The organism is Marisediminitalea aggregata, assembly GCF_900129565.1.
Lineage (GTDB): Bacteria > Pseudomonadota > Gammaproteobacteria > Enterobacterales > Alteromonadaceae > Alteromonas > Alteromonas aggregata.
Map to the genome: position 1 here is coordinate 105931 of NZ_FQWD01000007.1, position 22393 is coordinate 128323.

The window sequence follows — 22393 nt, forward strand, 5'->3', positions numbered from 1 at the left end:
ATAAAATGAAATTCAAAACGGGTATTCTGCTAATCATTACAGGTCTAAGCGGGTGTCAGCTCGAACCGGATTACGCGCATGTTGATTCAACCTCGTTAACCGAGACTAACCAGCAGCGGTTACTTGAAACCAAAAAAGCCATACTCAGCCTGGATAGCAACAAAGTTCGTACGCTGCTCACTGAAATAGATGTTAATGCAGCGCTACCTGATGACTCCCGTTTGCTGGCCTGGGCAATAGAAACACAAACGCCAGCGCTGGTAGATTTGTTACTGGAGAACGGTGCCAAAGTAAACATAGCCGGCGGTAACCGCTTCAGCCCGCTGATTCAGGCATGTCGGTACGGTAATAGCACCGTTATCAACGCCTTGTTACAGAAAGACGCAAACGTACAAAACGCGATTGAAGATGGGACCAGTGCCTTTCATTTATGTGCGGCGTCGGCGTCAGGCGATACGCTTGCAATAATGATCAAGGCAGGCGCAGAGATTAATGGAGCTAACACTTACGGTCAGACACCGCTTATGTTCGCGGCCAATGCCGGTAACGTGAATAATCTTACCCTACTGCTAGACAGTGGTGCAGACATTAATCAACAAACGCAGGAAGGCTACAGCGCATTGTTTTTCGCAATTAAGAGTCAGCATCTCGATGCTGCTAGGGCAGCTATAGCTCGCGGCGCTGATGTACTTCACAGCGCTCAGGATGGCACAACAGCATCGCAATTAGCGGTGTATACCAGTAACTTTGAATTTTTAACCTGGTTCGCTAAAACCATGCCTTCTTTGCTCGCCAAAGAAGCAATTAACACACAACTGACAGCCTATGATCGCGACGGATACCAATTACTGCATCAGGCAGTAAAGGCCAATAAACCAGAGTTAGTCAGTGCTTTACTCGCGTTGGGTGCCGATCCCACAGCAATGAGTGAACCCTCTCGTTTGAAATGGCGATATGAAGCCAACTTTAAAACGCAGAGCTATCTGACACCACAGCTTACCCCTTTCGAAATAGCAGAGAAAAATAAGCTCGAACACATTGCCGCCCTTTTGAGGAATAGCCGTGGCGTAATCTGACAGAATATATAAGAAGGTATAAAATGGTGCGTCTACCCTGATTCGAACAGGGGACCTCTACCATGTCAAGGTAGCGCTCTAACCAACTGAGCTATAGACGCATTGTGCATCGGTGAACACCGAGTGGCGCGTATAATAGCGATGCCTTCCCCTGGGTGCAAGCACAAATTCTTTATTTGCCAATTAATTGAGCAAAGATTATTCAGTCACCTCACTCATTCAGCATTGGCGCACTAAAACGCCAAAAGGTTCAGGCGACTGTCCGGCTTGTTGTTTGTTTACAGGTGAAAGGCAGAGGTTTTATATGCCGCAGCATTTCCCCTCTGGAAATAGTTTGCATCAGGAACTCCCCCAGCCTGTCTGACTCCGACAGTACCTGCTGCCAGTACTTAATCCGCGTTGGCGCATCCAGCGTTTCAAAATCCTTGCGATCCGGAATTTTGCCGTACGGCAAACTGGCGACAAACTCTTCAGAAGGGACAAGCATGACCACATTATCGAAACTGGATTGATGCGGCACACGGTGTTTTAACGCTTTGTCGAACCAACCGGGGATCGCTTTAGGATAAAAGTGTGGATACAACACCAGACCCGGTGACGGCCCAAACTGTAGATCAAAGTGGTAATCAATAATGCCACCATCGCGATATACGCCCTCTGGCGCTTCCGTTACCGCTTCCACACCATTTAACACTAAGGGTATTGACCCCGAGGCCAATAATGCATCTTTAACATTATTGAAGGCCAGATCGATGTACTCTGTGCGCAAGCTATAGGGGTCGTAAATTTCAAACTTACTGTTTGGCGCAGTAAATACACTACGGGTGTAGAGTTTTTGCAATAATTTACGGTTTACCATATTGGCCGCCGCGCTAATGCCGAGCCCGACAAGCTGGCTTGGGCGGTTATAATGCTGCATCAGACCATGACAACGGGCAGTGATGATTTGTAGCTTGTGGTAGCGGTTTGTCATTACTTCAATTATGCCCTGCTTGCCCATTACATAATGAATGAGATCCCGGGCTTTGTTGGTAATTTCCAAACTGGTGGGTTTGTCAGAGTATACCGTGGTCGAGTAACACTCTGCCAGGCGATTGATTGCCGCATAAGGGTCTTTTTGTACAAAACAGGCCGCGCGAAAAGCACCAGCGGAAGAACCAATAACGTTTATGCGATGTGCACTGTTTAAAAACAGCTCAGGAAAAATCACTCTGTCGAGTCCTGCCAGCACAAACCACTTCGGGCCACCGGATGCGCCTAAGAAATGATGGAATAAATGGGCTTTGAAACCGTGTTGTTGAATTTGTCGTAATGCCTTTGGACCAGCATAAATATTTAACGGCGCGCCCACGAACCTTTCCTGTCTTTGTATAATAAATATGAAGATATCCTATCCTAAGGTAGAGGTAAGGTAAATCGACCAAAGGTACAGGTATCATTCGCGTTCAAATATTGAACATAGTTAAGCCGCCTAACCAAAACGTTGAGCGTCGCAGCCAGGCAATTCGCCTGTTCCAGTGGTTCCAGCGTTGTCCACTGAATTTTTAATAAAAAAGTTGTGGATATTTCTCAAAAACTATGCCGCATCCACACTGTGCATATTATAACCAACTCATTTAAATTATTTATATACAGTTAGTTACAACTTACCACAGAACTACTCAACAAAGTTATCCACAGATATAGTGGATAACATTGAACAACGTAATTCACAGTGGGATCCTGGCGAAATTATTGTTACATTGGGGCAGGTTTTGTCCATTTTCTCACTATGAATTATTGCTTCGTTACTAAAATCACAGAGTCGGCACCAGCGGCCAAAAAAGCGGTTATGCGTATTATGAGCCCGGCCACAGGTTCTGTGATCCAGCTGTCCGACGCGCAATCAGCATTGTATCGCAACAGACTCCTGGGCGAAGGTGTCGGCATTATGCTAACAAAAGGCGAGGTATTTGCCCCCTCCCCTCTTGTAGTTACTGCGATTAACGCTGCCAAGGGGAGTCTGACTGCGGCAACAGCTAAGGGGCTAAAACTGCAGTTTCAAATAGGGCAACCAGAACAAAATCAACATGGCGAAAGACTGCAATTTCATGTAAAACCAGGCGATAAAGTGGCCGCACATCACTGTTTATTGACCTGTGATCCGCTGTGGATGAAGCAACAAGGCCTTTCGCCCTGCCTGTACTTTACCTTATTGAATGGAAAACAATTAGCCGCAATACAATGCCACAGTTCTGGCAATATTCGCGCACTCGAAGAACCGCTTTTCACCTTATTTGCCGAACCGGGATAAACGACGCCTAAACAAGCAGATATATCATATAGCCCTTGATAATGGTGATTGCGCACCAATTCTTTGCATGGAATTAACGGGCAATATAGACTTGCACCACACACAAAATATGAAAAACGAGACGCCTTTATGAATCTAGTCATGTATGGGATCCCCAATTGCGATACGATTAAGAAAGCCAAAACCTGGTTGGCCGAAAAAAACCTGGACTTTACCTTTCACGATTACCGCAAACAGGGTGTTCCGCAGGATACATTACAACAAGCGCTGGACGCCCTGGGCTGGGAAGCACTGTTAAACAAACGCGGTACCACTTACCGCCAGCTGTCTGACGAACAAAAAGCTTCCGTATCTGCCGATACCGCTCTGGCCCTGTTAACTGAACATCCGGCCATGATAAAACGCCCGCTGTTACAGGTTGAACAGAACTTCCACGTTGGCTTTAAAGCTGCTCAGTACGAAGAGATTTTTGCCTGATGAAAGATGTATTAGCGGTCACTAAAGACCTGATTAACCGTCGTTCGGTTACGCCGGAAGATGCCGGCTGCCAGGACATGATGAAAGATTGGCTGGCGGAGCTGGGTTTTAACAACGAAACCATGGTCTTCGAAGACACTACTAACTTATGGTCGCGTCGCGGTAACGATGGCCCGGTATTCTGTTTTGCCGGCCATACCGATGTTGTACCCAGCGGACCGGAATCAGCCTGGAAAACCCCGCCGTTCTCTGCCACCGAGAAAGACGGCGTGTTATATGGGCGCGGAGCAGCAGATATGAAAGGAAGTCTGGCGGCCATGCTTACGGCAACACGCCAGTTTGTGAACGACTACCCTGATCATCACGGCAGTATTGCGTTTTTGATCACCAGTGATGAAGAAGGCCCATTTATAAATGGCACCACGCGTGTCATCGATACCCTTGAAGCCCGCAACGAAAAAATCAAATGGTGTATTGTTGGTGAACCCTCAAGTACCGATACCGTTGGTGACGTTGTAAAGAACGGTCGTCGTGGCTCGCTTACCGGCGACTTGATTGTAAAAGGTATTCAGGGTCACGTGGCCTACCCTCACCTGGCGAAAAACCCGGTACACGATGCATCACCTGCCTTGGCTGAGCTGGCCAACGCTCACTGGGACAATGGCAATGACTTTTTCCCGCCAACCAGTTTTCAAATATCGAATATTCACGCTGGAACCGGCGCAGGCAATGTCATTCCCGGTGAGTTACACGTGTGTTTTAATTTCCGGTTTTCGACAGAAGTCACTGATCGGGAGTTAATTAAACGCGTCGAAGAAATCCTTGCACGTCACAATCTCGACTACGAGATAAAGTGGACCTTTAATGGCCAACCCTTTTTAACCGACAAAGGTGATCTGGTTGAGGCAGCCCAAAAGGCCATTTCGTCTGAAATGGATTTTGATACCGAACTGTCTACCGCCGGTGGCACATCTGACGGCCGCTTTATTGCGCCCACCGGGGCTCAGGTTGTTGAACTGGGGCCGGTAAACGCGTCAATTCACAAGATTGACGAGCACGTTCGTATTCAGGACCTCTACCATCTGGAACGCATTTACTACCGTATTATGGAGCACCTGCTTACATGATTCACGCGGACGCATGGCTCGGCTTGAATGACCAGCATCTGGTTGATGTGGGTAACGGACATCAGCTTCACGCTGACGCTGCCCATGCGTTTAAAGCCATGCAGTCCCATGCCGCTCAGGATGGGCAGGACATGCAAATTGTCAGCAGCTACCGTGGATTTCAGCGCCAGCTGTCTATTTGGAATCGCAAGTGGACCGGTGAACTGCCGCTGCTCGACGAAACCGACCAACCACTCGATGCCAAGGCGTTAACAGACGAGCAAAAAGTGTATGCTATTTTGACCTGGTCAGCCCTGCCGGGTGGCAGCCGCCACCATTGGGGAACGGATCTCGATGTGTACGACAAAGTCGCTGTTGAGGCGTGTGGTGGCAAACTGGATCTGATCGACGCAGAGTACCGCGAAGGCGGCCCTTGTTTCGCTCTGGCTAACTGGATGGACGCACACCTGGCTGAACATGGTTTCATGCGGCCTTTTCTGAAAAATAACGGTGGCGTTGCTACCGAGCTATGGCACCTTTCCTTTGCGCCCACAGCAGCGGAATTTGAAGCCTTGCGTAATCCTGAACAACTCAGGGCGAGTTTAGCGCAGGCAGAGATGCAGGGGAAATCTACGGTGTTGGCAATGTTTGATGAACTGTATCCAAGATACGTATTAAATGAGGGCGTTACGGCATGAATACCTGGTTTATTGTCGGCATCATTGTACTGGTGCTCGGCGTCATAGTAAGCAACATCATGCTGCTACGCTACAGCGCAAAGTTTAAATTACCCCCGGCTTATCGCGTGCCAGAGAAAAACAGTCAGGATGACGAACAAACGCCTGAAGCTGAAACATCACAACACGACAACAATAAGTCGTAGGCAAACAAGCCTAGGCTATTACGCTAAGCGCCAGTTACAACTGGCGCTTTAAAACCGCGTTTTACTTATTCTACCGTTACCGCAGTACCACTCATGCTCACCATCAGCATACTGTTTTTATCGCCCAGTACTTCATAATCTAAATCGATACCCACAACGGCATTTGCGCCCATGTTTCGCGCCTCCTGTTCGAGCTCACGAAATGCAATTTGACGGGCTTTGGTGAGTTCATCTTCATAAGAGCCTGAACGCCCACCGACGATATCGCGAATAGACGCAAACAAATCTTTGAAAATATTGGCGCCCATTACCGCTTCGCCAATCACAATGCCGTGGTACTGTTTAATGGTTTTTCCCTCAATAGAGGGCGTAGTGGTAAGAATCATGATCCTTCCTTAATCGATAGCTGTGTCTGAAATTGCTTAACCAGTGCGTTTGCTTGTTCCGGGTCGTAAGGTATTGCTGGGTGTTTTCCCCAAATAGGTCCCGGCCAGGCAGCATCGTTATTAAAACGCGCAACGTGGTGAATATGCAACTGCGACACAACATTGCCCAAGGCCGCAATGTTCAGTTTCGCATCCGGGTAGACTTCCAACATGGCTTTTGCCACCGCGCGGCTCTCAGTGCAATAACGCTGATAGTCGGTATCAGACAGGTCGGTTAGTTCCACTACATCTGCTAGCCGCGGCACTAAAATAAGCCAGGGATATTGCGCGTCGTTCATGAGCAAAACACGACATAATGGCAGTTCGCCAACCAGCAAGGTATCTCCCGCAAGGCGAGGATCCAAATTAAACATCCATTGTCTCCAGAGTTGTTGGAATAACCGTTAATAATGCGCGCTGCCCGATTGCCACATTGGCATTCGGGAACACAATAGCTTCGCCGTCCTGCTGTGCTTCATAGCGTGCGCCAGGTTCACTGGCCAACAAAGTGCCCGCTTTAAAATCGCTAAAGTTGGGGGCATCGTCATCGAAATGAAGCACAAAGTCGTCTTTCTGACGATTAATAACTTGGTTCACTTTGTACAGTGTTAATTGATTCACATCGACTGCAGGCGCAAAGTCGTCCTCGCTAATCAACCGGGTAAGGCTCTCTCTGGCGGCTTCGAAGCGGGTCATGTCATTTTCACCAAACGGTTTCACTCGTCCCAATTCAACCGTAAATCCCCTCGCTTTGTGCGTAGCACTGGAGTAATAGCTAAAGGTAGTTGTAGGTGCAGACGACAACAAATACGTCTGAATACCGCATGCGTGTAAGAAACCAAATTGCTTCGCACTGTGATGCCGGCCATCATTGAGAAATGGCATGACGACAAATTTTTCATTTTTCGATTCGCGGATTGCAGTGTGCAAATCGTAATGTATCTTTTCTTCTTCGTCGCTGGCTTTTGCATAAAATGCCGACACAAATGCTTCCAGTTGGGCCGCGCGCTCCCGCTCAGGGTTAGACGGTCCATTTGCATGCTCACCACTGAACAACCGATTCATGTTTTCTTCAACGAACCGCTTGGCGATATTCATCGCCGGCAGATTGCCAAAGATCAACAGCAACCGATGCTTCAAACCAATGCGGCCATTAATCAGGTCGTCCAGTAAATCTGAGCAAATTTCGATGGGCGCGGTTTCGTTACCGTGAATACCACACGAATATACAATGTGTTTCAGGCCGGATTCAGCAAGCTTGGCCGGCGTTAGCTGAACAACACCCGGCGCCAGCAACTCTATTGTTGCACCATCGTCAAGCTTATAGGTCTCGCCACAGGGTAACGATTCGGGAGAAAAGCGAGAAATGTGTAAAAATTGGCCATTGGCCAGTGACTCAAGTGTCATGATAACTACGTAGGATCAGTAAAAAACCATAGTGTAACGTGTCAGGTATGACGAAAGAAGTATTCGCAGGGTAAATAGACATAACACACCGTTTAATTGTAGCGAGAAGCTTACAACGTTGGTGCTAAACGGCTTTCATTTGTCGATAAGGCGAGTCGCCTACAATGATGTCCTGCTGGGCAAGGGAGATAAAAGACTGGTGTGGGATGGCTTTAGAAAACAGGTAACCCTGTCCGTAGCGAATGCCAATCTCACGCAGAAGGTGCAATTGCTCAATGGTTTCAACACCTTCAGCAATGACTTCACATTCCTTGGCCTGGCCGATTATGCGCGCGGCTTCAATAATGGCTTTATTCACCGGGTTATCGGTAAGTTCCATTACAAATGTTTTATCTATTTTCAGTGTATTGAGTTCGAGATCGCGAATGTACGCCAGGTTTGAATAGCCTTTACCGAAATCATCAACAGCCACCTGAATGCCGAGCTGGCGTAGCTCTGCCAACTGCTTTTTCACCATCAGGGAATTAGATACGGCGATGTCTTCGGTTAACTCTAGTTCCAACTGCTTCATATTCACACCATACCGGTGTGTTAAGCGCTTTAACGTAGGTACCAGTTTGGTATCGTAAAGCTGCGTTGGAGAAATATTGACAGACAGAGTGATATCAAGCCCATGCGCTTCAAAGCCGACCAAACCACGAATCGCACTCTCAAGCGTCCAGTAACCGAGCTCGTTCATCATGTGATAAGACTCGGCTGCCTCAATAAGCGGCCCCGGGAAGAGCAACCCATCGGTCGGGTGATTCCAGCGCAACAGGCACTCAGCCCCCACAATGGTGAGTGTCGATAAATCGACTTTTGGCTGGTAATAAAGCTCGAGTTCATTGCGTGCCAACGCCCGTTGCAAATCGGCCTTTAATGCCAGACTGCGGCCCGTTTCCGCCTTGTCGTGCATGCTCATCAACGAGAAGTTTTCGTACTTGTTTTCCTTCGCCTGCTTCAAGGCAGCTTCAGCTCTGGAAACAAACAAGGTTAAATCGAATGCGCCCTGGGATTTGCTGACAACACCCACATTGAAATCTGCAATAAATGCATGACCATCGTAGTACATGGGCGTTTTGAAATGTTCTGCCAGATATTCAAATTGCTGCTGCAACACAACGGGCGAATGTATGCCCGGCAATACCACACCAAACACATCGCCGCTGATACGGCCAAATTCAATATTGTGATGGAATAAACGCTGCAGGCGATTGGCAATTTCTAATAAGAACTGATCACCCACTTCAATGCCAAAGCTGGTGGTCACGTCGGAAAAACGTACCACGTCAATCAACATTAGCGATAGCTGTGTATGACGCTCGCCGCACGACGCAATCTTATCGATAAATGCGTAGCGGTTCGGAATCGTCGCTAGTGTTGAGTGAGAAACGGTCATAAAACGCGTTTGGCCTTAAAAATCTGAATAAACAGTAAGTTATTGATTGATGGCTATGGAAACACTGAACTAAAGTCTATGCAAGCGTTAATATGTATTAAAATATATACCCCTGTATCAGGCAGGGTTTTGTTGCATCAAGCCAATTGGCTAAATTGTATAAATTATTGATCTCTAAGCGAGTTCAATACCACACTGCCGTATTGTTACAAATGAATACAGGCCAATAAAAACAAGCCCTTCAGCGTTATTCCACGAATCTTTGAGATCAATCCTCGAACCAATAATCCCGAATAAAACGAAAGGTGCCCCCGCTTTCCAAGCAAGTTAATAAAACGTAACAATACGCAGAGGTCGTACCTCAATATCATTGAAATCAAACAAAAAACCGCGGCATCAGGCCGCGGTTTTCGATTTATGCAATGCGCTGATTTATCAGGCTTTGTTTACCGGACAAGACTTCAGCTTCCAAACACGCTCGACGTAATCCTGAATAGAACGGTCTGAGGTGAACTTACCCATCTTCGCTGTATTAATGATGGCCATACGTGCCCAACGCTCTTTATCGCGATACGCTTCGTCCACACGTTTTTGAGCTTCCGAATATGCCTCATAGTCAGCAAGAACCAGATATTGGTCACCGTGATCAAGCAAGCTTTGCTTAATGGACGACAACGCACCTGGTTTACCCGGCGTAAAGTAGTCGGTTTCCATCCAGTCCAGCACTGCTTTAATTTCGGCGTTTTTGTAGTAGTAATCGTATGGCTTATAGCCCGATTTTTTCAGTGCGTTTACTTCATCAACGGTTAACCCGAAAATAAAGATGTTGTCGTCGCCCACTTCTTCGGCGATTTCAATGTTTGCACCGTCCAGCGTGCCCACGGTAATAGCGCCGTTCAGGGCCAACTTCATGTTACCGGTACCCGACGCTTCTTTACCTGCAGTACTGATTTGCTCAGATACATCAGCAGCCGGGATCATTTTCTCTGCCAGACTAACGCGGTAGTTAGGCAGGAAAGCGACTTTCAGCTTGTTGTTCACACGCGCGTCGTTATTGATTTTCTCAGCCACTTTATTGATAGCAAAAATAATGTCTTTTGCCAGCTTGTAGCCCGGCGCGGCTTTCGCACCAAAAATAAATACACGCGGATGCATGTCGTAATCCGGGTTTTCCAGCAAACGACGGTACAACGCCATAATATGAAGAAGCGCTAAGTGTTGACGCTTGTATTCGTGCAGACGCTTAATTTGCACATCAAATATGGCGTTAGTATCAACATCCAGATCCAGCGAGCGTTTAATTTCCGCAGCCAATACTTCTTTGTTTTGCTGCTTCACTTGCATGAATTGCTTCTGGAACGTCTTGTTGTCGGCGTATTTAGCCAACCCTTCCAGTTGCTTAAGATCCAGCGGCCAGTCGGCCCCGACCTTTTTGTCGATCAATTTAGACAGCGACGGGTTACAGGCTTTCAACCAGCGACGTGGCGTAATACCGTTTGTAACGTTAGTCAGTTTGCCTGGCCATAGCGCATCGAATTCAGGGAACAGGTTTTGTTTAACCAGCTTAGAGTGAATTTCCGCTACGCCGTTTACCGCAAATGAACCAATCACAGATAGATTGCCCATGCGAACCATTTTTTCGTTGCCTTCTTCAATGATGGACAACTTGGCTTTCACTTCATTATCGCCAGGCCACTTTTTGTCGACTTCTTTCATGAAGCGATGGTTGATTTCGTAAATGATTTCCAAATGGCGTGGCAGTATTTTTTCAATCATGCGTGCAGGCCATTTTTCCAGCGCTTCTGGTAACAGAGTATGGTTTGTGTACGCAAAGACCTTGGTACAAATCGCCCAAGCGCTGTCCCAATCCAGCTCAGCACGGTCGACCAGGATCCGCATCAATTCTGGAATAGCGATAGCCGGGTGGGTGTCATTTAACTGGATCACAACCTGATCAGTGAAACGGCTCCAGTCGTCACCATGCGCACGCTTGTAACGACGGATAATGTCTTTTAATGAACAGGCACAGAAGAAGTACTGTTGAATCAGACGCAATTCTTTACCGGCTTCGGTTTCGTCATTCGGGTAAAGTACTTTCGAAATCGTCTCGGCCTGCACATTTTCAACCTGTGCATCAACATAGCCACCGGCATTAAATACGTCCCAGTTAAAGTAACCAGACGATTTACTCTGCCACAAACGCAGTACGTTAACGTTTTTACCGCCGTAACCAACAACCGGAATATCCCATGGTACCCCTTTCACAATGTGACCCGGGTGCCACTCTTTCTGAATGCGGCCGTTTTCACCGTATTTAGTTTCTACGTAACCGTATAGCGACACTTCCTGAATAGACTCAGGACGGCAAATTTCCCATGGGTTGCCGTAATCACGCCAGCTGTCCGGACGCTCAATTTGGGCACCGCCCTGGATTTCCTGACGGAATAATCCGTGTTCGTAGTGAATACCGTAACCGATGGCCGGTAAATCCATGGTTGCCAGTGAGTCGATAAAGCACGCAGCCAAACGACCCAGACCACCGTTACCCAGTGCCATATCCGGCTCTTCTTCCAGAACATCACTCAGGCTTACGCCCAGTTCATTCAGTGCATCATTAGCAACGTCAAATAAACCAAAATTTTGCAGGTTATTAGAAAGCAAACGTCCCATCAAAAATTCAGCAGAGAAATAGTGTACTGCGCGGGTATCGTTTAAATAATGTGTTTTCTGGGTTTTTCTTAGTCCTTCAAGGACTTGCTCTTGCATTGCTGCACAGGTCGCTTTCCACCAGGCGTGGTTGTTAGCTTTATTCTCATCTGTGCCCAGGGTGCAGTGGAGGTGTTTTACCACCGACGCTTTGAATTCGCTTTTACTGATCGTTACTTCAGTTTGGAGGTTTGATTTTTTCCCGCTCATTGGCGCTCTCACTCTATCGGTCAAAATTTACACACTAAATGTAATTAACTTACAACTTATAGAGCGAATATAGCAGTCCTAAAAAACTTTTTTTGTAATTTTTTTGTTAAAAAACAAAAAATCCAGCTGAAATAATAATCAATCAGCTGGATTTTTACATTTAATTAACAAAGATGAATTAAATCATTCGCCTTGTAGCGGTTTATTTAATAATTTTAGCAACCAACTCTTCGGCTTCTTTTATTAAATCCTGTAAGTGGCTTTCACCATTAAAGCTTTCTGCGTAGATTTTGTATATCTGCTCAGTGCCAGACGGTCGTGCAGCAAACCATCCATTTTCAGTGGACACCTTCACACCGCCAATCGCTGCGTTATTGCCAGGCGCGTGTGTTTGCACATTAGTTATTGGTTCGCCAGCAAGTGATTCACTGGTGACGACACTGGCATCCATGGCTGAAAGCTTGTCTTTCTCTTCCAGGCTCGCAGCAACGTCTACACGCTGATAACAGGGCGCACCAAACTTATCGGTTAATTCAGCGTAATGCTGCCCCGGGTCTTTTCCGGTCACAGCCAAAATCTCCGCCGCCAGCAAACACATAATGAAGCCGTCTTTATCGGTGGCCCAGGTTTCGCCATTGCGCTGCAGGAAAATCCCCCCTGCACTTTCTTCACCGGCAAAACCCAGTTCACTGTCAGACAAGCCTTGTACAAACCACTTAAAGCCTACCGGCATTTCTGCCAGCTCACGGCCCATATCATTCACTACGCGGTCAATCATGCTACTGGACACCAGGGTCTTACCTACTTTCAATGAGGCTGGCCAATCAGCGCGATGTCGGTACAAATAATCAATGGCAACCGCCAAATAGTGATTCGGGTTCATCAGCCCACCACTCGGGCATACGATGCCATGGCGGTCAAAGTCAGGATCGTTACCCCAGGCTAAATCAAATTTGTCTTTTAATTCGATGAGTCCGGCCATGGCGTAAGCCGAAGAACAGTCCATGCGCAACTTACCGTCTTTGTCGCGACGCATAAAGCCGAACTGCGGATCAACCTTCGGGTTTACTACTGTAATGTCCAGGCCATAGTGCTCAGCAATATGTTGCCAGTAGCCCACACCAGCACCACCTAAAGGGTCAGTGCCCAGCTTCAAACCGGCTTTTGCAATGGCTTTCATATCGACGACTTTTTCTAAATCGGCAATATAATCCATCATGAAGTCGTCTTCTTTTACCAGATCTGACGCCATTGCGGTTTTTAAGTCCAAACGTTTAACGTCTTTATTACCCGCAGCTATTAACGCGTTGGCACGCTGTTGGATGATCTTAGTGACATCACTGTCCGCCGGACCACCGTGAGGCGGATTGTACTTAAACCCACCATCTGACGGTGGGTTGTGTGAAGGCGTTATGACGATGCCATCTGCAAATGCATCGGTACGACCGCGGTTGTAGCGAATGATCGTGCGGGAAATTACCGGCGTGGGTGTGTAACCTTTAGACGCGTTGTCAGCGCGTTGAATAACCACATTCACGTTATTTGCGCTGAGTACTTCAATAGCGGTAATCATGGCGGGCTCAGACAACGCGTGGGTGTCTTTACCTATAAACAGTGGCCCGGTGATTTGCTGATGCTCGCGATATTCTGCCAGCGCCTGACAGATAGCCGCAATATGCGTATCAGTAAACGTGGTGTTTGCCGCCGTGCCCCGGTGTCCGGATGTACCAAAGCTCACCGCTTGTGCGGGATCGGTTGGGTCGGGATGAAAGCTAAAATACTGACTCACCAGTTGAGCAACGTTAATCAGTTGCTCTTCTGCTGCGGCCTTGCCTGCCTCGGGGTGTAACGCCATGAAATTGTCCTTTTAACGTTTGTACTTCGGAATGTGAATTACTGCGCGGAGAAGGTCTCCGTAACGGATGCTATTACCTTATCGCTATATCCCAGGATCTGCAAAACCTGCGACAGCATAGCCAGCTTCTTCGCGGTATTGTTATTGCTTACCACCCAATAACCACTGTCGGGAATCGCTTTGGGGTTCGTGCTGCTGCCGGTGGCCAGCAATTCTTCCTTGCTGGTTGCAAAATATTTGCGGTTCTTGCCCTTTATGGTCTCAACCTGAGCAAACTCGGCGGGTTGTAACACATAAGCTTGCTGCAAAATATACAAGAACTGGTCAACGCGTTTGTCAAACTGCTTTAAAGCATCGGGGTTCACTTGCTTCAGTAATGCATCGTCGTCGGCATTTGCCGGTACCGTTGCAACAACATTGGTTGCAGGGGAAGCATCTGCTTCAACAGATTTCGCTTTGGAACTGGCTTTGGCTTTTGGGGCCGCCTTCTTGACTTCAACCGGCGCTGTCTCCGGCTCGGCAGCCGGCGTATCGGCAACCGGTTCAGCGGCTTCTGCAGAAGTCGATGTGTCTTCAACACTGTCGGTCATTAGCAAACGACGCAGAATTTGCGACGCGCTCTCGCCAATATGCTTGGTTTGACCGGCAATAAAGGCATACAAATCATCATCTATTTCTATTGTTTTCATTCTGACTTCCTTTTTTTGGCGGTCATTATAATCAACCCCGAAGAGGATCACAGCCCTTTATCGGTACAAGTTTTCGTCCCATCGCAATTTGCTTACGTCTGCAATGACAAAATCCAGACATCTCCTATACTTACGTATCAGTCTGGTTACGTTAATAAAATTATTTGCCGGTATAGTAGTCCAGTAAATACACAGAGCGTATTGAACAATAAACCAACGCGGAATGGCGAATGCATACAGCACTTTCTGAAGCTATAGACACCCTTAATCAGCGGATCCTGGGCAAGCCACACCAAATCAAACTGGCGGTAACCTGCTTACTGGCCAATGGTCACTTATTAATTGAAGACTTACCCGGCATGGGGAAAACAACCCTGTCTCATGCGCTGGCCCAAGTGTTTGGATTGGGTTTTTCCCGCATACAGTTCACATCTGACTTATTGCCTGCGGATATGTTAGGCGTCAATATTTACAATGCGCAGCAACAACGTTTCGAATTTCACGCAGGACCGATTTTTAGTGAAGTGGTGCTGGCTGACGAGAATAACCGTGCGAGTCCTAAAACCCAAAGCGCACTGTTGGAGGCCATGGAAGAGAATCAGGTCAGTATTGACGGTACAACCCATGCTTTACCTGTCCCGTTCTTTGTAATAGCAACTCAGAACCCTGCGTACCAGGCAGGCACCTACCCCCTGCCCGAATCACAACTGGACAGATTTTTAATGCGCATCAGCCTGGGTTACCCGGACACCGCTGCTGAAAAAGCCATGCTGCGTCAAACGACTCCGTCACCTGCACCAACTGCTGAAAATGCCCAGCCGGTTATTACCCCGGCACAACTGAAAGACTGGCAGCACAGTGTTACACAGGTCCACGCCAGTGAGCCCATTTTGGATTACCTGCTGAGGTTGGTGCAGCAAAGTCGTGATAATGCAGAATTCCCCTATCCACTTTCGCCTCGCGCGAGCAAGTCGCTGTTACGCGGCGCTCAGGCCTGGGCCTTTCTGCACAATCGTGATTTTGTGTTACCGGAAGATATTCAGGCTGTGTTTACCGCTATTGCTGAGCACAGGTTGCGCGGCAGTCAAACCGACTACCGGGAAGATGGGCTGCTGAGTCAGCGCATATTGGATCTCACAGACCCACTGGCTGCTTAGTCATGCTGGCCAGACTGTCTGCGCGCTTTAATCAATACCACGAACGCTGGTTACGTAAGCGTATACCCGCCAGTAATCGCTACACTCTGCACTTAAAAAACGTCTTTATTTTTCCAACGCGCTTTGGCTTTGGCTATTTACTTACCTGTATCAGCTTATTCTTGCTGGGAACCAACTACCAAAACAACCTGATGCTGTTGCTGTGTCAGTTTTTACTTGCTGTCTTTTTGCTCCACTTATTCATTAGTTACCGGAATTTCACTGCAACCACGCTTTCGCTAAAACCCATAGCACCGGTGACCGCGGGCGAACATGCCCTGCTTACAGTGCAATTAGAAGACAAACACCCGCAGCAGCCATTTTACGGTGGCTTACATATGCAACTGCGCGGCACCTCACTATCGCTGCTCAATCGCCGTGCTGATCAGGAAAAGCAGTTGAAGCTGTTACTGCCAACCCGAGTCAGGGGAATCTTTAACCTACCCCGAATCACTTTTTCGTCGACATACCCACTAGGACTGTTTCGCTGCTGGACTCATTTGGATTTTGAGCAACAGCTTATCGTTTACCCTGCCCCTGTACCGTCCTCACTTAGATTAGACAGTGCAGATACAACGCAAGGCGATACCAGTGGCCCCAACCTCGGTATCGATGAATTTGACAGTTTAAGACACTTTCGACCCGGCGATCCTATGAATCGAGTCGCCTGGAAACAGGCAGCAAAAGGGGGTGACCTGGCGACCAAGACGTTTACTCAGTCCCGCCAGGAAAGCGGCTGGTTGAGTTTGGCCATGTATCAGGATGAACCGCTGGAGAAAGCACTGGGATTGCTAAGCTATCAGGTAAACAGGCTGATCGGACAACAGCAAACCTTTGGTTTGCGTCTGGGAGATCAGATTGTTGAGCCCGGCAGCGGTGAACAACACAAATTACAGTGTTTGGGCCAGCTTGCTCAGTACCGCACTACGGACCAGCCCTATGCAGCCGATTGACAAACTGATCCGCAATCAAACCGCCAGCTTATTGATGGCGATAGTGTTTTGCATTCTGAGTATCAGTTTGTTCGAGCCACTGTTGTTCTGGGTGTTGTTGATTGCAGTATGCGCCACGGCCATGCGAGTGGTCATGTACATTGGCTGGTATCAACCTGTTCCCAGTTCCCGCACTATCAATTTGCTCGGCTTATTGTGTTGTGTATGTTTGGTGTGGTTCAGCTTTTCCATTGGCTTGTTGTTAACCATGGTCAATCTGCTCATTCTGGCGGGCGCGCTAAAACTGATGTTGCTGAATGCTCCAAGGGATCTGTTTCACCTGTTTTGCACCGCGTTGTTTGTTATTGGTATAGGCTTTACCTTCCATCAATCCTTTGTAATGACGCTGTTTTATGGCCTGCTGACCCTGGCGCTGCTAGTTGCCCTTGCTCGCTATTTTACGCCATCGCAAACCGTTAGCTGGCATGCTAAACGAGTGCTCACAATGGGCATACAAGCACTGCCCATTGCCATTTTGCTGTTTTTAATTGTGCCCAAATTACCGCCCTTGTGGAAAATGCCGGTAGGCAAAAGTACCGAAACCGGCCTCACCGACACGGTCTCCCCTGGCGACATTGCTTCTTTAACCCAGTCCTCTGAACTGGTCTTTCGCGCGACCTTTGAAGGCCCTGTACCTGAGCCCCATGAACGCTACTGGCGTGCCATTACCCTGGAACAGTTTGACGGTAAACAATGGACGGTGAGCCCGCTGCGCAAGCAAGCCAGACAGCAATACCGGTTGCTTAACTACGAATTTTCGCCGTCGCTTAGTGGCAGTTGGTGGCAGTATGAAGTGATAGCTCAACCGACCAATAAACACTGGCTGTATGGCATTGACATTGCCGTGCCCGCCGATCACGCCAGCGACCAAATGATTTGGCGCGGCGCCGATTACCAGATCCTAAGTGAATCACCGTTGTCGACCAGACGCGCTTATCGCCTGCGTTCTTACCCGAATGCCGATATGAGCCAAACGCTGGAATCATTGGATCAGCGCCTTAACCTACAAAAGCCAGAAAGCCCGGCCGTGAATCCCCTCACCCAGGAGTGGGCACGGGATATTGCGACACGTTTTTCTGATCCCGAAGACAAAATCAAAGCCGTGCTTGAGTATTTTATTACCCAGGGGTTTACCTACACCTTAACGCCGCCTGCAATGCCCGACCAACCAGTGGATGATTTCTTGTTCACGCATCAGCAGGGCTTCTGCTCCCACTACGCCAGTGCCATGGCCTACACGCTTCGTTTAATGGACATTCCGGCCAGAATGGTGGCAGGCTATCACGGCGGCGAAGTACTTCAGCCTGGCGTACTCAGTGTGTATCAGTACGACGCCCATGCCTGGGTAGAGGCCTGGATAGGCGAACAAGGCTGGGTTAGGTTTGATCCCACTGCAGTCATAGCCCCACAACGCATTCAATTTGGCATTCAGCAGGCCGTTGAAGAAGAAGCCTTCCTGGCTAACAACCAACTGGCGCGATTGAAGCAATTGCCTTTCCTGGCCGATCTGCAAATGTTGTATAGCTTAATGGATTACCAGTGGAGTCGCTGGGTACTGGGGTTTGACGCGCAGCGTCAACAGAATCTGCTAGCGTTGCTACTGGGTAAAGTTACCGGCAAGAGCATTACTTATCTGGTGCTGGCCATATTCGGTGTTATTGGCCTGCTGCTGGCACTGTATTTTATTCCTCACTGGCGCAAGCAACAAATGGAACCCGTGGTGTTGTGGTATCAAAAGGCCGTTACTGCGGTAGCGGGATACACCGGCATTCAGCGTAAAAACCTTGGCCCTCAGGCCTACCAGGACAAAGTATTCGCGCATTTGCCACCAGCCAGCTCAGCCCAATTTCGTTCGCTGAGCGAGCAATACATCCGCTTGCAGTATCAACCAGCACAACCGGATCGTAAAACCGCCGCTTTTGTAAGCGACTGCAAGGCGTTTATCAGGCAAATTCGACGACAACCCGCAGCCTAGTTGACAAAACCCTGTCGGCCTTTATGGTGTTGATTCAATAATCATAAATCAATACGACAGGGACGATTCCTATATGCGTCTTATTACACTAGTAACCTTACTTGGCCTGAGTGCCGGCAGTCTGGCCAATACCGACTATTACCGCGATCCTTCACTACACAATGACACGCTTACGTTTACCGCCGAAGGCGATATTTGGGTGTATCAGTTGGGGCAGCAATCGGCGACACGATTGACCACCCACCCTGCAGAAGAGCGCGAGTCCGCAATATCACCAGATGGCAAATCAATCGCTTTCGTGGCCAATTACGAAGGCACCAATGAAGTCTATGTAATGCCCGTGAATGGCGGTTCTGCCAAACGCATCAGCTTTGAGAACAGTGCCGTAAAAGTACACGGATGGACCCCAGAGGGGAACGTTGTCTTCGCCACTATGTCCCGGGTTGGCCCTACCGGTAACTGGACATTAAAAACCGTGGATCCCAATACACTGATCAGTACCACACTGCCGGTCGCTGATGCTGTTGAAGGGGTGGTAGATAATAGTAATGAACTGTATTTCGTGCAGTTTGGCCTGCAAGTCTCGAATGATAATGCCCGCTACTATCGAGGCGGCGCGCAAGGTGAATTGTGGCGTTTTGATTTAAACGACGATCGCGAGGCGTCTCTGTTAACTGGCGATCACGATGCCTCTGTCAGAGAGCCGATGCGCTGGCAGGACACACTGTATTTCATCAGCAATGAAAATGGCAATGACAATATCTGGCAAATGACGTTGTCTGGTAAACGCAAAAAAGCCATTACGGATTTCAGCGACTACCCGGTTCGGGATGCCTCGCTCTCAAACGGTAAAATTGCTTTTCAGCATGGTGCCGACATAAAGGTACTGGATTTACGCGACAACAGTATTACCACGCTCCCTATTCACCTGACATCTGATTTTCCACACAAGCGGGACAAGTGGCTGACAACCCCCACAAAATATATGACTAACGTGGGCTTTTCTGGAGAGCAGAAACAAGCGGTCATCACCGCCCGAGGTCACATTGCTGTAGCCAGCTCAGACGGCCGCCGCTTAAAACCCATCAGCACGCCGGCGCAATCTCGTTCCCGCAAAGCGATATTAAGCCATGACGGAAAATGGGTTTATGCCATCAATGATGCCAGTGGCGAAATGGAAATCTGGCAATTCGCAGCCGATGGCTCCGACGAACAGAAGCAGCTTACACAAGACGCAACCGTAAGTCGCTGGAACCTGGTTTTATCACCTGACGGTAAATATATCGCCCACGATGACTTCAATGGTGACCTGTGGCTGCTTAACCTGGAAACATTGGAAAACCGCAAGGTATTTGAGGGGCAATCGGAAATGAGCCCCTATGCCAATGTAGTGTGGAGTCGCGACAGCAGATTATTGGCACTCACTGTTAATACACAGGGCAATCAGCGCAGCCGGCTTTACCTGCTTGATACGCAAACCGATGACGGTGTGTTACTCACCAGTGATAAGTACAACAGTTATTCCCCGGCGTTTTCGGCAAACGGTGACTGGCTGTACTTCCTGTCTGACAGAGCGTTTACCCCCACAACTCGCTCGCCGTGGGGCGACCGCAACATGGGTACGAGCTTCGACAATAAAACGCTAATTTATGCCTATGCTTTAAAGCAAGACGCCGAATTTCCTTTTCAGCAGCCCAATGAACTGGCCATGTTAAAGGATGAGCCGGAATCTGACGACGCTGAGCCTGAATCTGAAGAAACGGCCGCAGAAGACAACAGTGAAGACGAGGCCACAGAGACAGAAGATACCGCACCTGAAACCGTGGTTGACTGGCAGGGGTTATCAGAACGACTGTGGCAGGTACCTGCAAAAGCTGACAACTACACACAGTTGCGGGCAAACAACAAATACCTGTTCGTCAGTCAACGTGAAGGAACAGGCAATAAAACGGCCCTGAAAGCGATTCGTCTCTCGCCGAAAAACGAAACATCTACGGTCGTCTCTCCTATCACCGGTTTTGACATGAGCCCCGATGGCAAACAGCTGCTAGTGTTAAAACCCAGCAGCAACAATGATCAAATTTACGTGGTACCTGCGGGCAAAAAATTCCCGTCAGACAGCAAACCATTCAGAATGAATGTTAAGGACTGGCAACTGCGCATTTCACCGGAGCAGGAATGGCAACAGCTGTTTCACGACGCCTGGTTGATGCACCGGGACTTCTTTTATGACAAAGCCATGCGTGGCGTTGACTGGTCTCAAGCAAAAGCCAAATACGCCCCCTTACTGGCGCGTATTACCGACCGCTATGAACTCAACGATGTGCTGGCGCAACTCATCGGCGAACTGAATGTCTTGCATTCACAGGTATATGGCGGCGATGTGCCAGACACGCCGGACCGTCCGAAGCCGGCCAGTCTGGGAGCCATGCTGACACAGACTGAGCAAGGCGTGGTAATAGAACATATTTATCAGTACGACACTGAGCTACCAGCCAATGCATCGCCACTGCAAAAGCCGGGCACTAATGCTCAAAATGGCGATATTATTCAGGCCATTAATGGCCGGGAAGTAAAAGACATACAAGCGGTTCACAACGCGCTGCTTAACCAGGCAGGCAAACAGGTTGTGCTAACCCTTCTGCGTGACGGTGAATCACACCATACCGTGACCTACCCTATCAGTAACGGTCAGGCCTTCCGCTTGCGCTATCAGGACTGGGTGACGTCTAATCGCAAAAAAGTAACGGCGCAGGATGATGACATAGGTTATATGCACATTTACGCGATGGGCAGCAATGATGTCAGCGAATTTGCCAGAGAGTTTTATGCCGCAAACCAAAAAGGCGGACTGATCATTGATGTGCGACGCAACCGCGGCGGCAATATCGATAGTTGGTTAATTGAAAAGCTACTGCGCCGGGTGTGGATGTTCTGGACCATTGGCAACGCCGATCCCTCAACAAATATGCAACAGACCTTCAGAGGCCACCTAGTTGTTCTCGCCGATCAGTACACCTACTCCGACGGAGAAACCTTTACTGCTGCGGTAAAATCCTTGGAATTGGGACCGGTGATAGGCAAACAAACAGCCGGTGCGGGGATTTGGTTGCGCGGACTAAACAGACTGGCTGACAACGGCATGGCACGAGTGGCTGAACTGCCAGTGTTTGATATGGAAGGAAACTGGGTTGTGGAAGGCCACGGAGTGAGCCCGAATGTTGAAGTAGACAATTTGCCCCATGCTACCTTTAACGGACAAGATGCCCAGTTAGAAGCGGCGGTGAAATACCTCAAAAAACAACTACGGAAAAAACCCGTTAAACCACTGAAACCCAAAGCGTACCCAGCGGTTGATGAAACCGCGAAGGACGTGAAATAACCAACACAAATAACAAAGGGGCAGCATTGCCCCTTTGTTTTGTTTGTTTGTTTGTTTGTTTGTTTGTTTTTGCATTTTATCAAAATTAGTCCGGCTCTTTGCTATAAAAAGAATGCTTTCACAATAAGTAGTAATTGCATTGTATTTTACAGATAAAAGGAGTGTGTATTCTTATTACTAAGCACACAGTTATTGCACTAACGCAGTAGTTAAAAATACTAGCATATTTACGTAACTTTCTAATTTGGTTAATTGCTAGCGACTCTGTCAGTTCCTACTCTTT

The 22393-nt window shown here is 48.4% G+C and carries 18 protein-coding genes and 1 tRNA gene; 10 read left to right on the top strand and 9 right to left on the bottom strand.

What is annotated here, in order from left to right; all coding sequences use genetic code 11:
• The first annotated feature begins 5 nt into the window (after positions 1–5).
• The gene (locus BUB81_RS19045) at positions 6–1076 is read left to right on the top strand and encodes an ankyrin repeat domain-containing protein (RefSeq protein WP_073324953.1); all 1071 of its coding nucleotides are present in this window, start codon (positions 6–8) and stop codon (positions 1074–1076) included.
• 24 nt (positions 1077–1100) lie between these two features.
• On the opposite strand, the gene BUB81_RS19050 is transcribed toward BUB81_RS19045, so the two are convergent.
• Together BUB81_RS19050 and BUB81_RS19055 are read right to left on the bottom strand one after the other, a co-directional pair.
• Positions 1101–1177, bottom strand: a tRNA-Val gene (locus BUB81_RS19050).
• A 149-nt stretch (positions 1178–1326) separates the two neighbouring features.
• On the bottom strand, positions 1327–2427 hold the full coding sequence (locus BUB81_RS19055; protein WP_073324954.1) for a patatin-like phospholipase family protein: 1101 nt from the start codon (positions 2425–2427) through the stop codon (positions 1327–1329).
• Between the two features lie 489 nt (positions 2428–2916).
• Here BUB81_RS19055 and BUB81_RS19060 point away from each other — a divergent pair, with 489 nt between their 5' ends.
• The 5 genes from BUB81_RS19060 to BUB81_RS19080 all read left to right on the top strand — a co-directional run bounded on the left by BUB81_RS19060 (position 2917) and on the right by BUB81_RS19080 (position 5835).
• Positions 2917–3369 carry a PTS glucose transporter subunit IIA gene (locus tag BUB81_RS19060; RefSeq protein ID WP_175555840.1) on the top strand — a complete coding sequence of 151 codons (453 nt, stop codon included), beginning with the start codon at positions 2917–2919 and terminating at the stop codon, positions 3367–3369.
• 129 nt (positions 3370–3498) lie between these two features.
• Positions 3499–3846, top strand: coding sequence for an ArsC family reductase (locus tag BUB81_RS19065; protein WP_073324956.1), 348 nt, complete (start codon positions 3499–3501; stop codon positions 3844–3846).
• On the top strand, positions 3846–4973 hold the full coding sequence (gene dapE, locus BUB81_RS19070) for a succinyl-diaminopimelate desuccinylase (protein WP_073324957.1): 1128 nt from the start codon (positions 3846–3848) through the stop codon (positions 4971–4973). Before BUB81_RS19065 ends, dapE begins: the two co-directional genes overlap by 1 nt.
• Entirely contained in the window at positions 4970–5650 is a 681-nt protein-coding gene (locus tag BUB81_RS19075) for a M15 family metallopeptidase (protein ID WP_073324958.1), read from the top strand. Before dapE ends, BUB81_RS19075 begins: the two co-directional genes overlap by 4 nt.
• Positions 5647–5835 (top strand): DUF2897 family protein, encoded by a 189-nt coding sequence (locus BUB81_RS19080; RefSeq protein ID WP_073324959.1) that lies wholly within the window; start codon positions 5647–5649, stop codon positions 5833–5835. The genes BUB81_RS19075 and BUB81_RS19080 overlap by 4 nt, the downstream gene beginning before the upstream one ends.
• Positions 5836–5900: 65 nt before the next feature.
• On the opposite strand, the gene BUB81_RS19085 is transcribed toward BUB81_RS19080, so the two are convergent.
• From BUB81_RS19085 to seqA, 7 genes are all read right to left on the bottom strand, one after another.
• Complete coding sequence (locus BUB81_RS19085) at positions 5901–6221, bottom strand: heavy metal-binding domain-containing protein (RefSeq protein ID WP_073324960.1); 321 nt, start codon at positions 6219–6221, stop codon at positions 5901–5903.
• Positions 6218–6634 (bottom strand): HIT domain-containing protein, encoded by a 417-nt coding sequence (locus BUB81_RS19090; protein ID WP_073324961.1) that lies wholly within the window; start codon positions 6632–6634, stop codon positions 6218–6220. Before BUB81_RS19090 ends, BUB81_RS19085 begins: the two co-directional genes overlap by 4 nt.
• Positions 6627–7667: a succinylglutamate desuccinylase gene (gene astE, locus BUB81_RS19095; RefSeq protein WP_073324962.1), complete on the bottom strand. Its 1041-nt coding sequence runs from the start codon at positions 7665–7667 to the stop codon at positions 6627–6629. The genes BUB81_RS19090 and astE overlap by 8 nt, the downstream gene beginning before the upstream one ends.
• Positions 7668–7791: 124 nt before the next feature.
• Complete coding sequence (locus BUB81_RS19100) at positions 7792–9105, bottom strand: putative bifunctional diguanylate cyclase/phosphodiesterase (RefSeq protein ID WP_073324963.1); 1314 nt, start codon at positions 9103–9105, stop codon at positions 7792–7794.
• A 435-nt stretch (positions 9106–9540) separates the two neighbouring features.
• Positions 9541–12021, bottom strand: a complete 2481-nt coding sequence (locus tag BUB81_RS19105) for a glycogen/starch/alpha-glucan phosphorylase (protein ID WP_073324964.1) — start codon at positions 12019–12021, stop codon at positions 9541–9543.
• 202 nt (positions 12022–12223) lie between these two features.
• Positions 12224–13876: a phosphoglucomutase (alpha-D-glucose-1,6-bisphosphate-dependent) gene (gene pgm, locus BUB81_RS19110; RefSeq protein ID WP_073324965.1), complete on the bottom strand. Its 1653-nt coding sequence runs from the start codon at positions 13874–13876 to the stop codon at positions 12224–12226.
• Between the two features lie 38 nt (positions 13877–13914).
• On the bottom strand, positions 13915–14565 hold the full coding sequence (seqA, locus tag BUB81_RS19115) for a replication initiation negative regulator SeqA (RefSeq protein WP_073324966.1): 651 nt from the start codon (positions 14563–14565) through the stop codon (positions 13915–13917).
• 230 nt (positions 14566–14795) lie between these two features.
• Here seqA and BUB81_RS19120 point away from each other — a divergent pair, with 230 nt between their 5' ends.
• From BUB81_RS19120 to BUB81_RS19135, 4 genes are all read left to right on the top strand, one after another.
• Positions 14796–15722, top strand: coding sequence for an AAA family ATPase (locus BUB81_RS19120; RefSeq protein WP_073324967.1), 927 nt, complete (start codon positions 14796–14798; stop codon positions 15720–15722).
• Positions 15723–15724: 2 nt separating this feature from the next.
• A complete protein-coding gene (locus BUB81_RS19125) occupies positions 15725–16714 on the top strand; it encodes a DUF58 domain-containing protein (RefSeq protein ID WP_073324968.1) in 990 nt (329 codons plus the stop codon).
• Entirely contained in the window at positions 16701–18728 is a 2028-nt protein-coding gene (locus BUB81_RS19130; protein ID WP_073324969.1) for a transglutaminase TgpA family protein, read from the top strand. The genes BUB81_RS19125 and BUB81_RS19130 overlap by 14 nt, the downstream gene beginning before the upstream one ends.
• Before the next feature lie 73 nt (positions 18729–18801).
• Positions 18802–22110, top strand: a complete 3309-nt coding sequence (locus BUB81_RS19135; protein WP_073324970.1) for a S41 family peptidase — start codon at positions 18802–18804, stop codon at positions 22108–22110.
• The last annotated feature ends 283 nt before the right edge of the window (positions 22111–22393 follow it).

Bases quoted from the DNA above. Each gene is read 5' to 3' on its own strand.
- BUB81_RS19045 (WP_073324953.1), top strand. From the start codon at position 6: ATGAAATTCAAAACGGGTATTCTGCTAATCATTACAGGTCTAAGCGGG.
- BUB81_RS19060 (WP_175555840.1), top strand. From the start codon at position 2,917: ATGAGCCCGGCCACAGGTTCTGTGATCCAGCTGTCCGACGCGCAATCA.
- BUB81_RS19065 (WP_073324956.1), top strand. From the start codon at position 3,499: ATGAATCTAGTCATGTATGGGATCCCCAATTGCGATACGATTAAGAAA.
- dapE (WP_073324957.1), top strand. From the start codon at position 3,846: ATGAAAGATGTATTAGCGGTCACTAAAGACCTGATTAACCGTCGTTCG.
- BUB81_RS19075 (WP_073324958.1), top strand. From the start codon at position 4,970: ATGATTCACGCGGACGCATGGCTCGGCTTGAATGACCAGCATCTGGTT.
- BUB81_RS19080 (WP_073324959.1), top strand. From the start codon at position 5,647: ATGAATACCTGGTTTATTGTCGGCATCATTGTACTGGTGCTCGGCGTC.
- BUB81_RS19085 (WP_073324960.1), bottom strand. From the start codon at position 6,221: ATGATTCTTACCACTACGCCCTCTATTGAGGGAAAAACCATTAAACAG.
- BUB81_RS19090 (WP_073324961.1), bottom strand. From the start codon at position 6,634: ATGTTTAATTTGGATCCTCGCCTTGCGGGAGATACCTTGCTGGTTGGC.
- astE (WP_073324962.1), bottom strand. From the start codon at position 7,667: ATGACACTTGAGTCACTGGCCAATGGCCAATTTTTACACATTTCTCGC.
- BUB81_RS19100 (WP_073324963.1), bottom strand. From the start codon at position 9,105: ATGACCGTTTCTCACTCAACACTAGCGACGATTCCGAACCGCTACGCA.
- BUB81_RS19105 (WP_073324964.1), bottom strand. From the start codon at position 12,021: ATGAGCGGGAAAAAATCAAACCTCCAAACTGAAGTAACGATCAGTAAA.
- pgm (WP_073324965.1), bottom strand. From the start codon at position 13,876: ATGGCGTTACACCCCGAGGCAGGCAAGGCCGCAGCAGAAGAGCAACTG.
- seqA (WP_073324966.1), bottom strand. From the start codon at position 14,565: ATGAAAACAATAGAAATAGATGATGATTTGTATGCCTTTATTGCCGGT.
- BUB81_RS19120 (WP_073324967.1), top strand. From the start codon at position 14,796: ATGCATACAGCACTTTCTGAAGCTATAGACACCCTTAATCAGCGGATC.
- BUB81_RS19125 (WP_073324968.1), top strand. From the start codon at position 15,725: ATGCTGGCCAGACTGTCTGCGCGCTTTAATCAATACCACGAACGCTGG.
- BUB81_RS19130 (WP_073324969.1), top strand. From the start codon at position 16,701: ATGCAGCCGATTGACAAACTGATCCGCAATCAAACCGCCAGCTTATTG.
- BUB81_RS19135 (WP_073324970.1), top strand. From the start codon at position 18,802: ATGCGTCTTATTACACTAGTAACCTTACTTGGCCTGAGTGCCGGCAGT.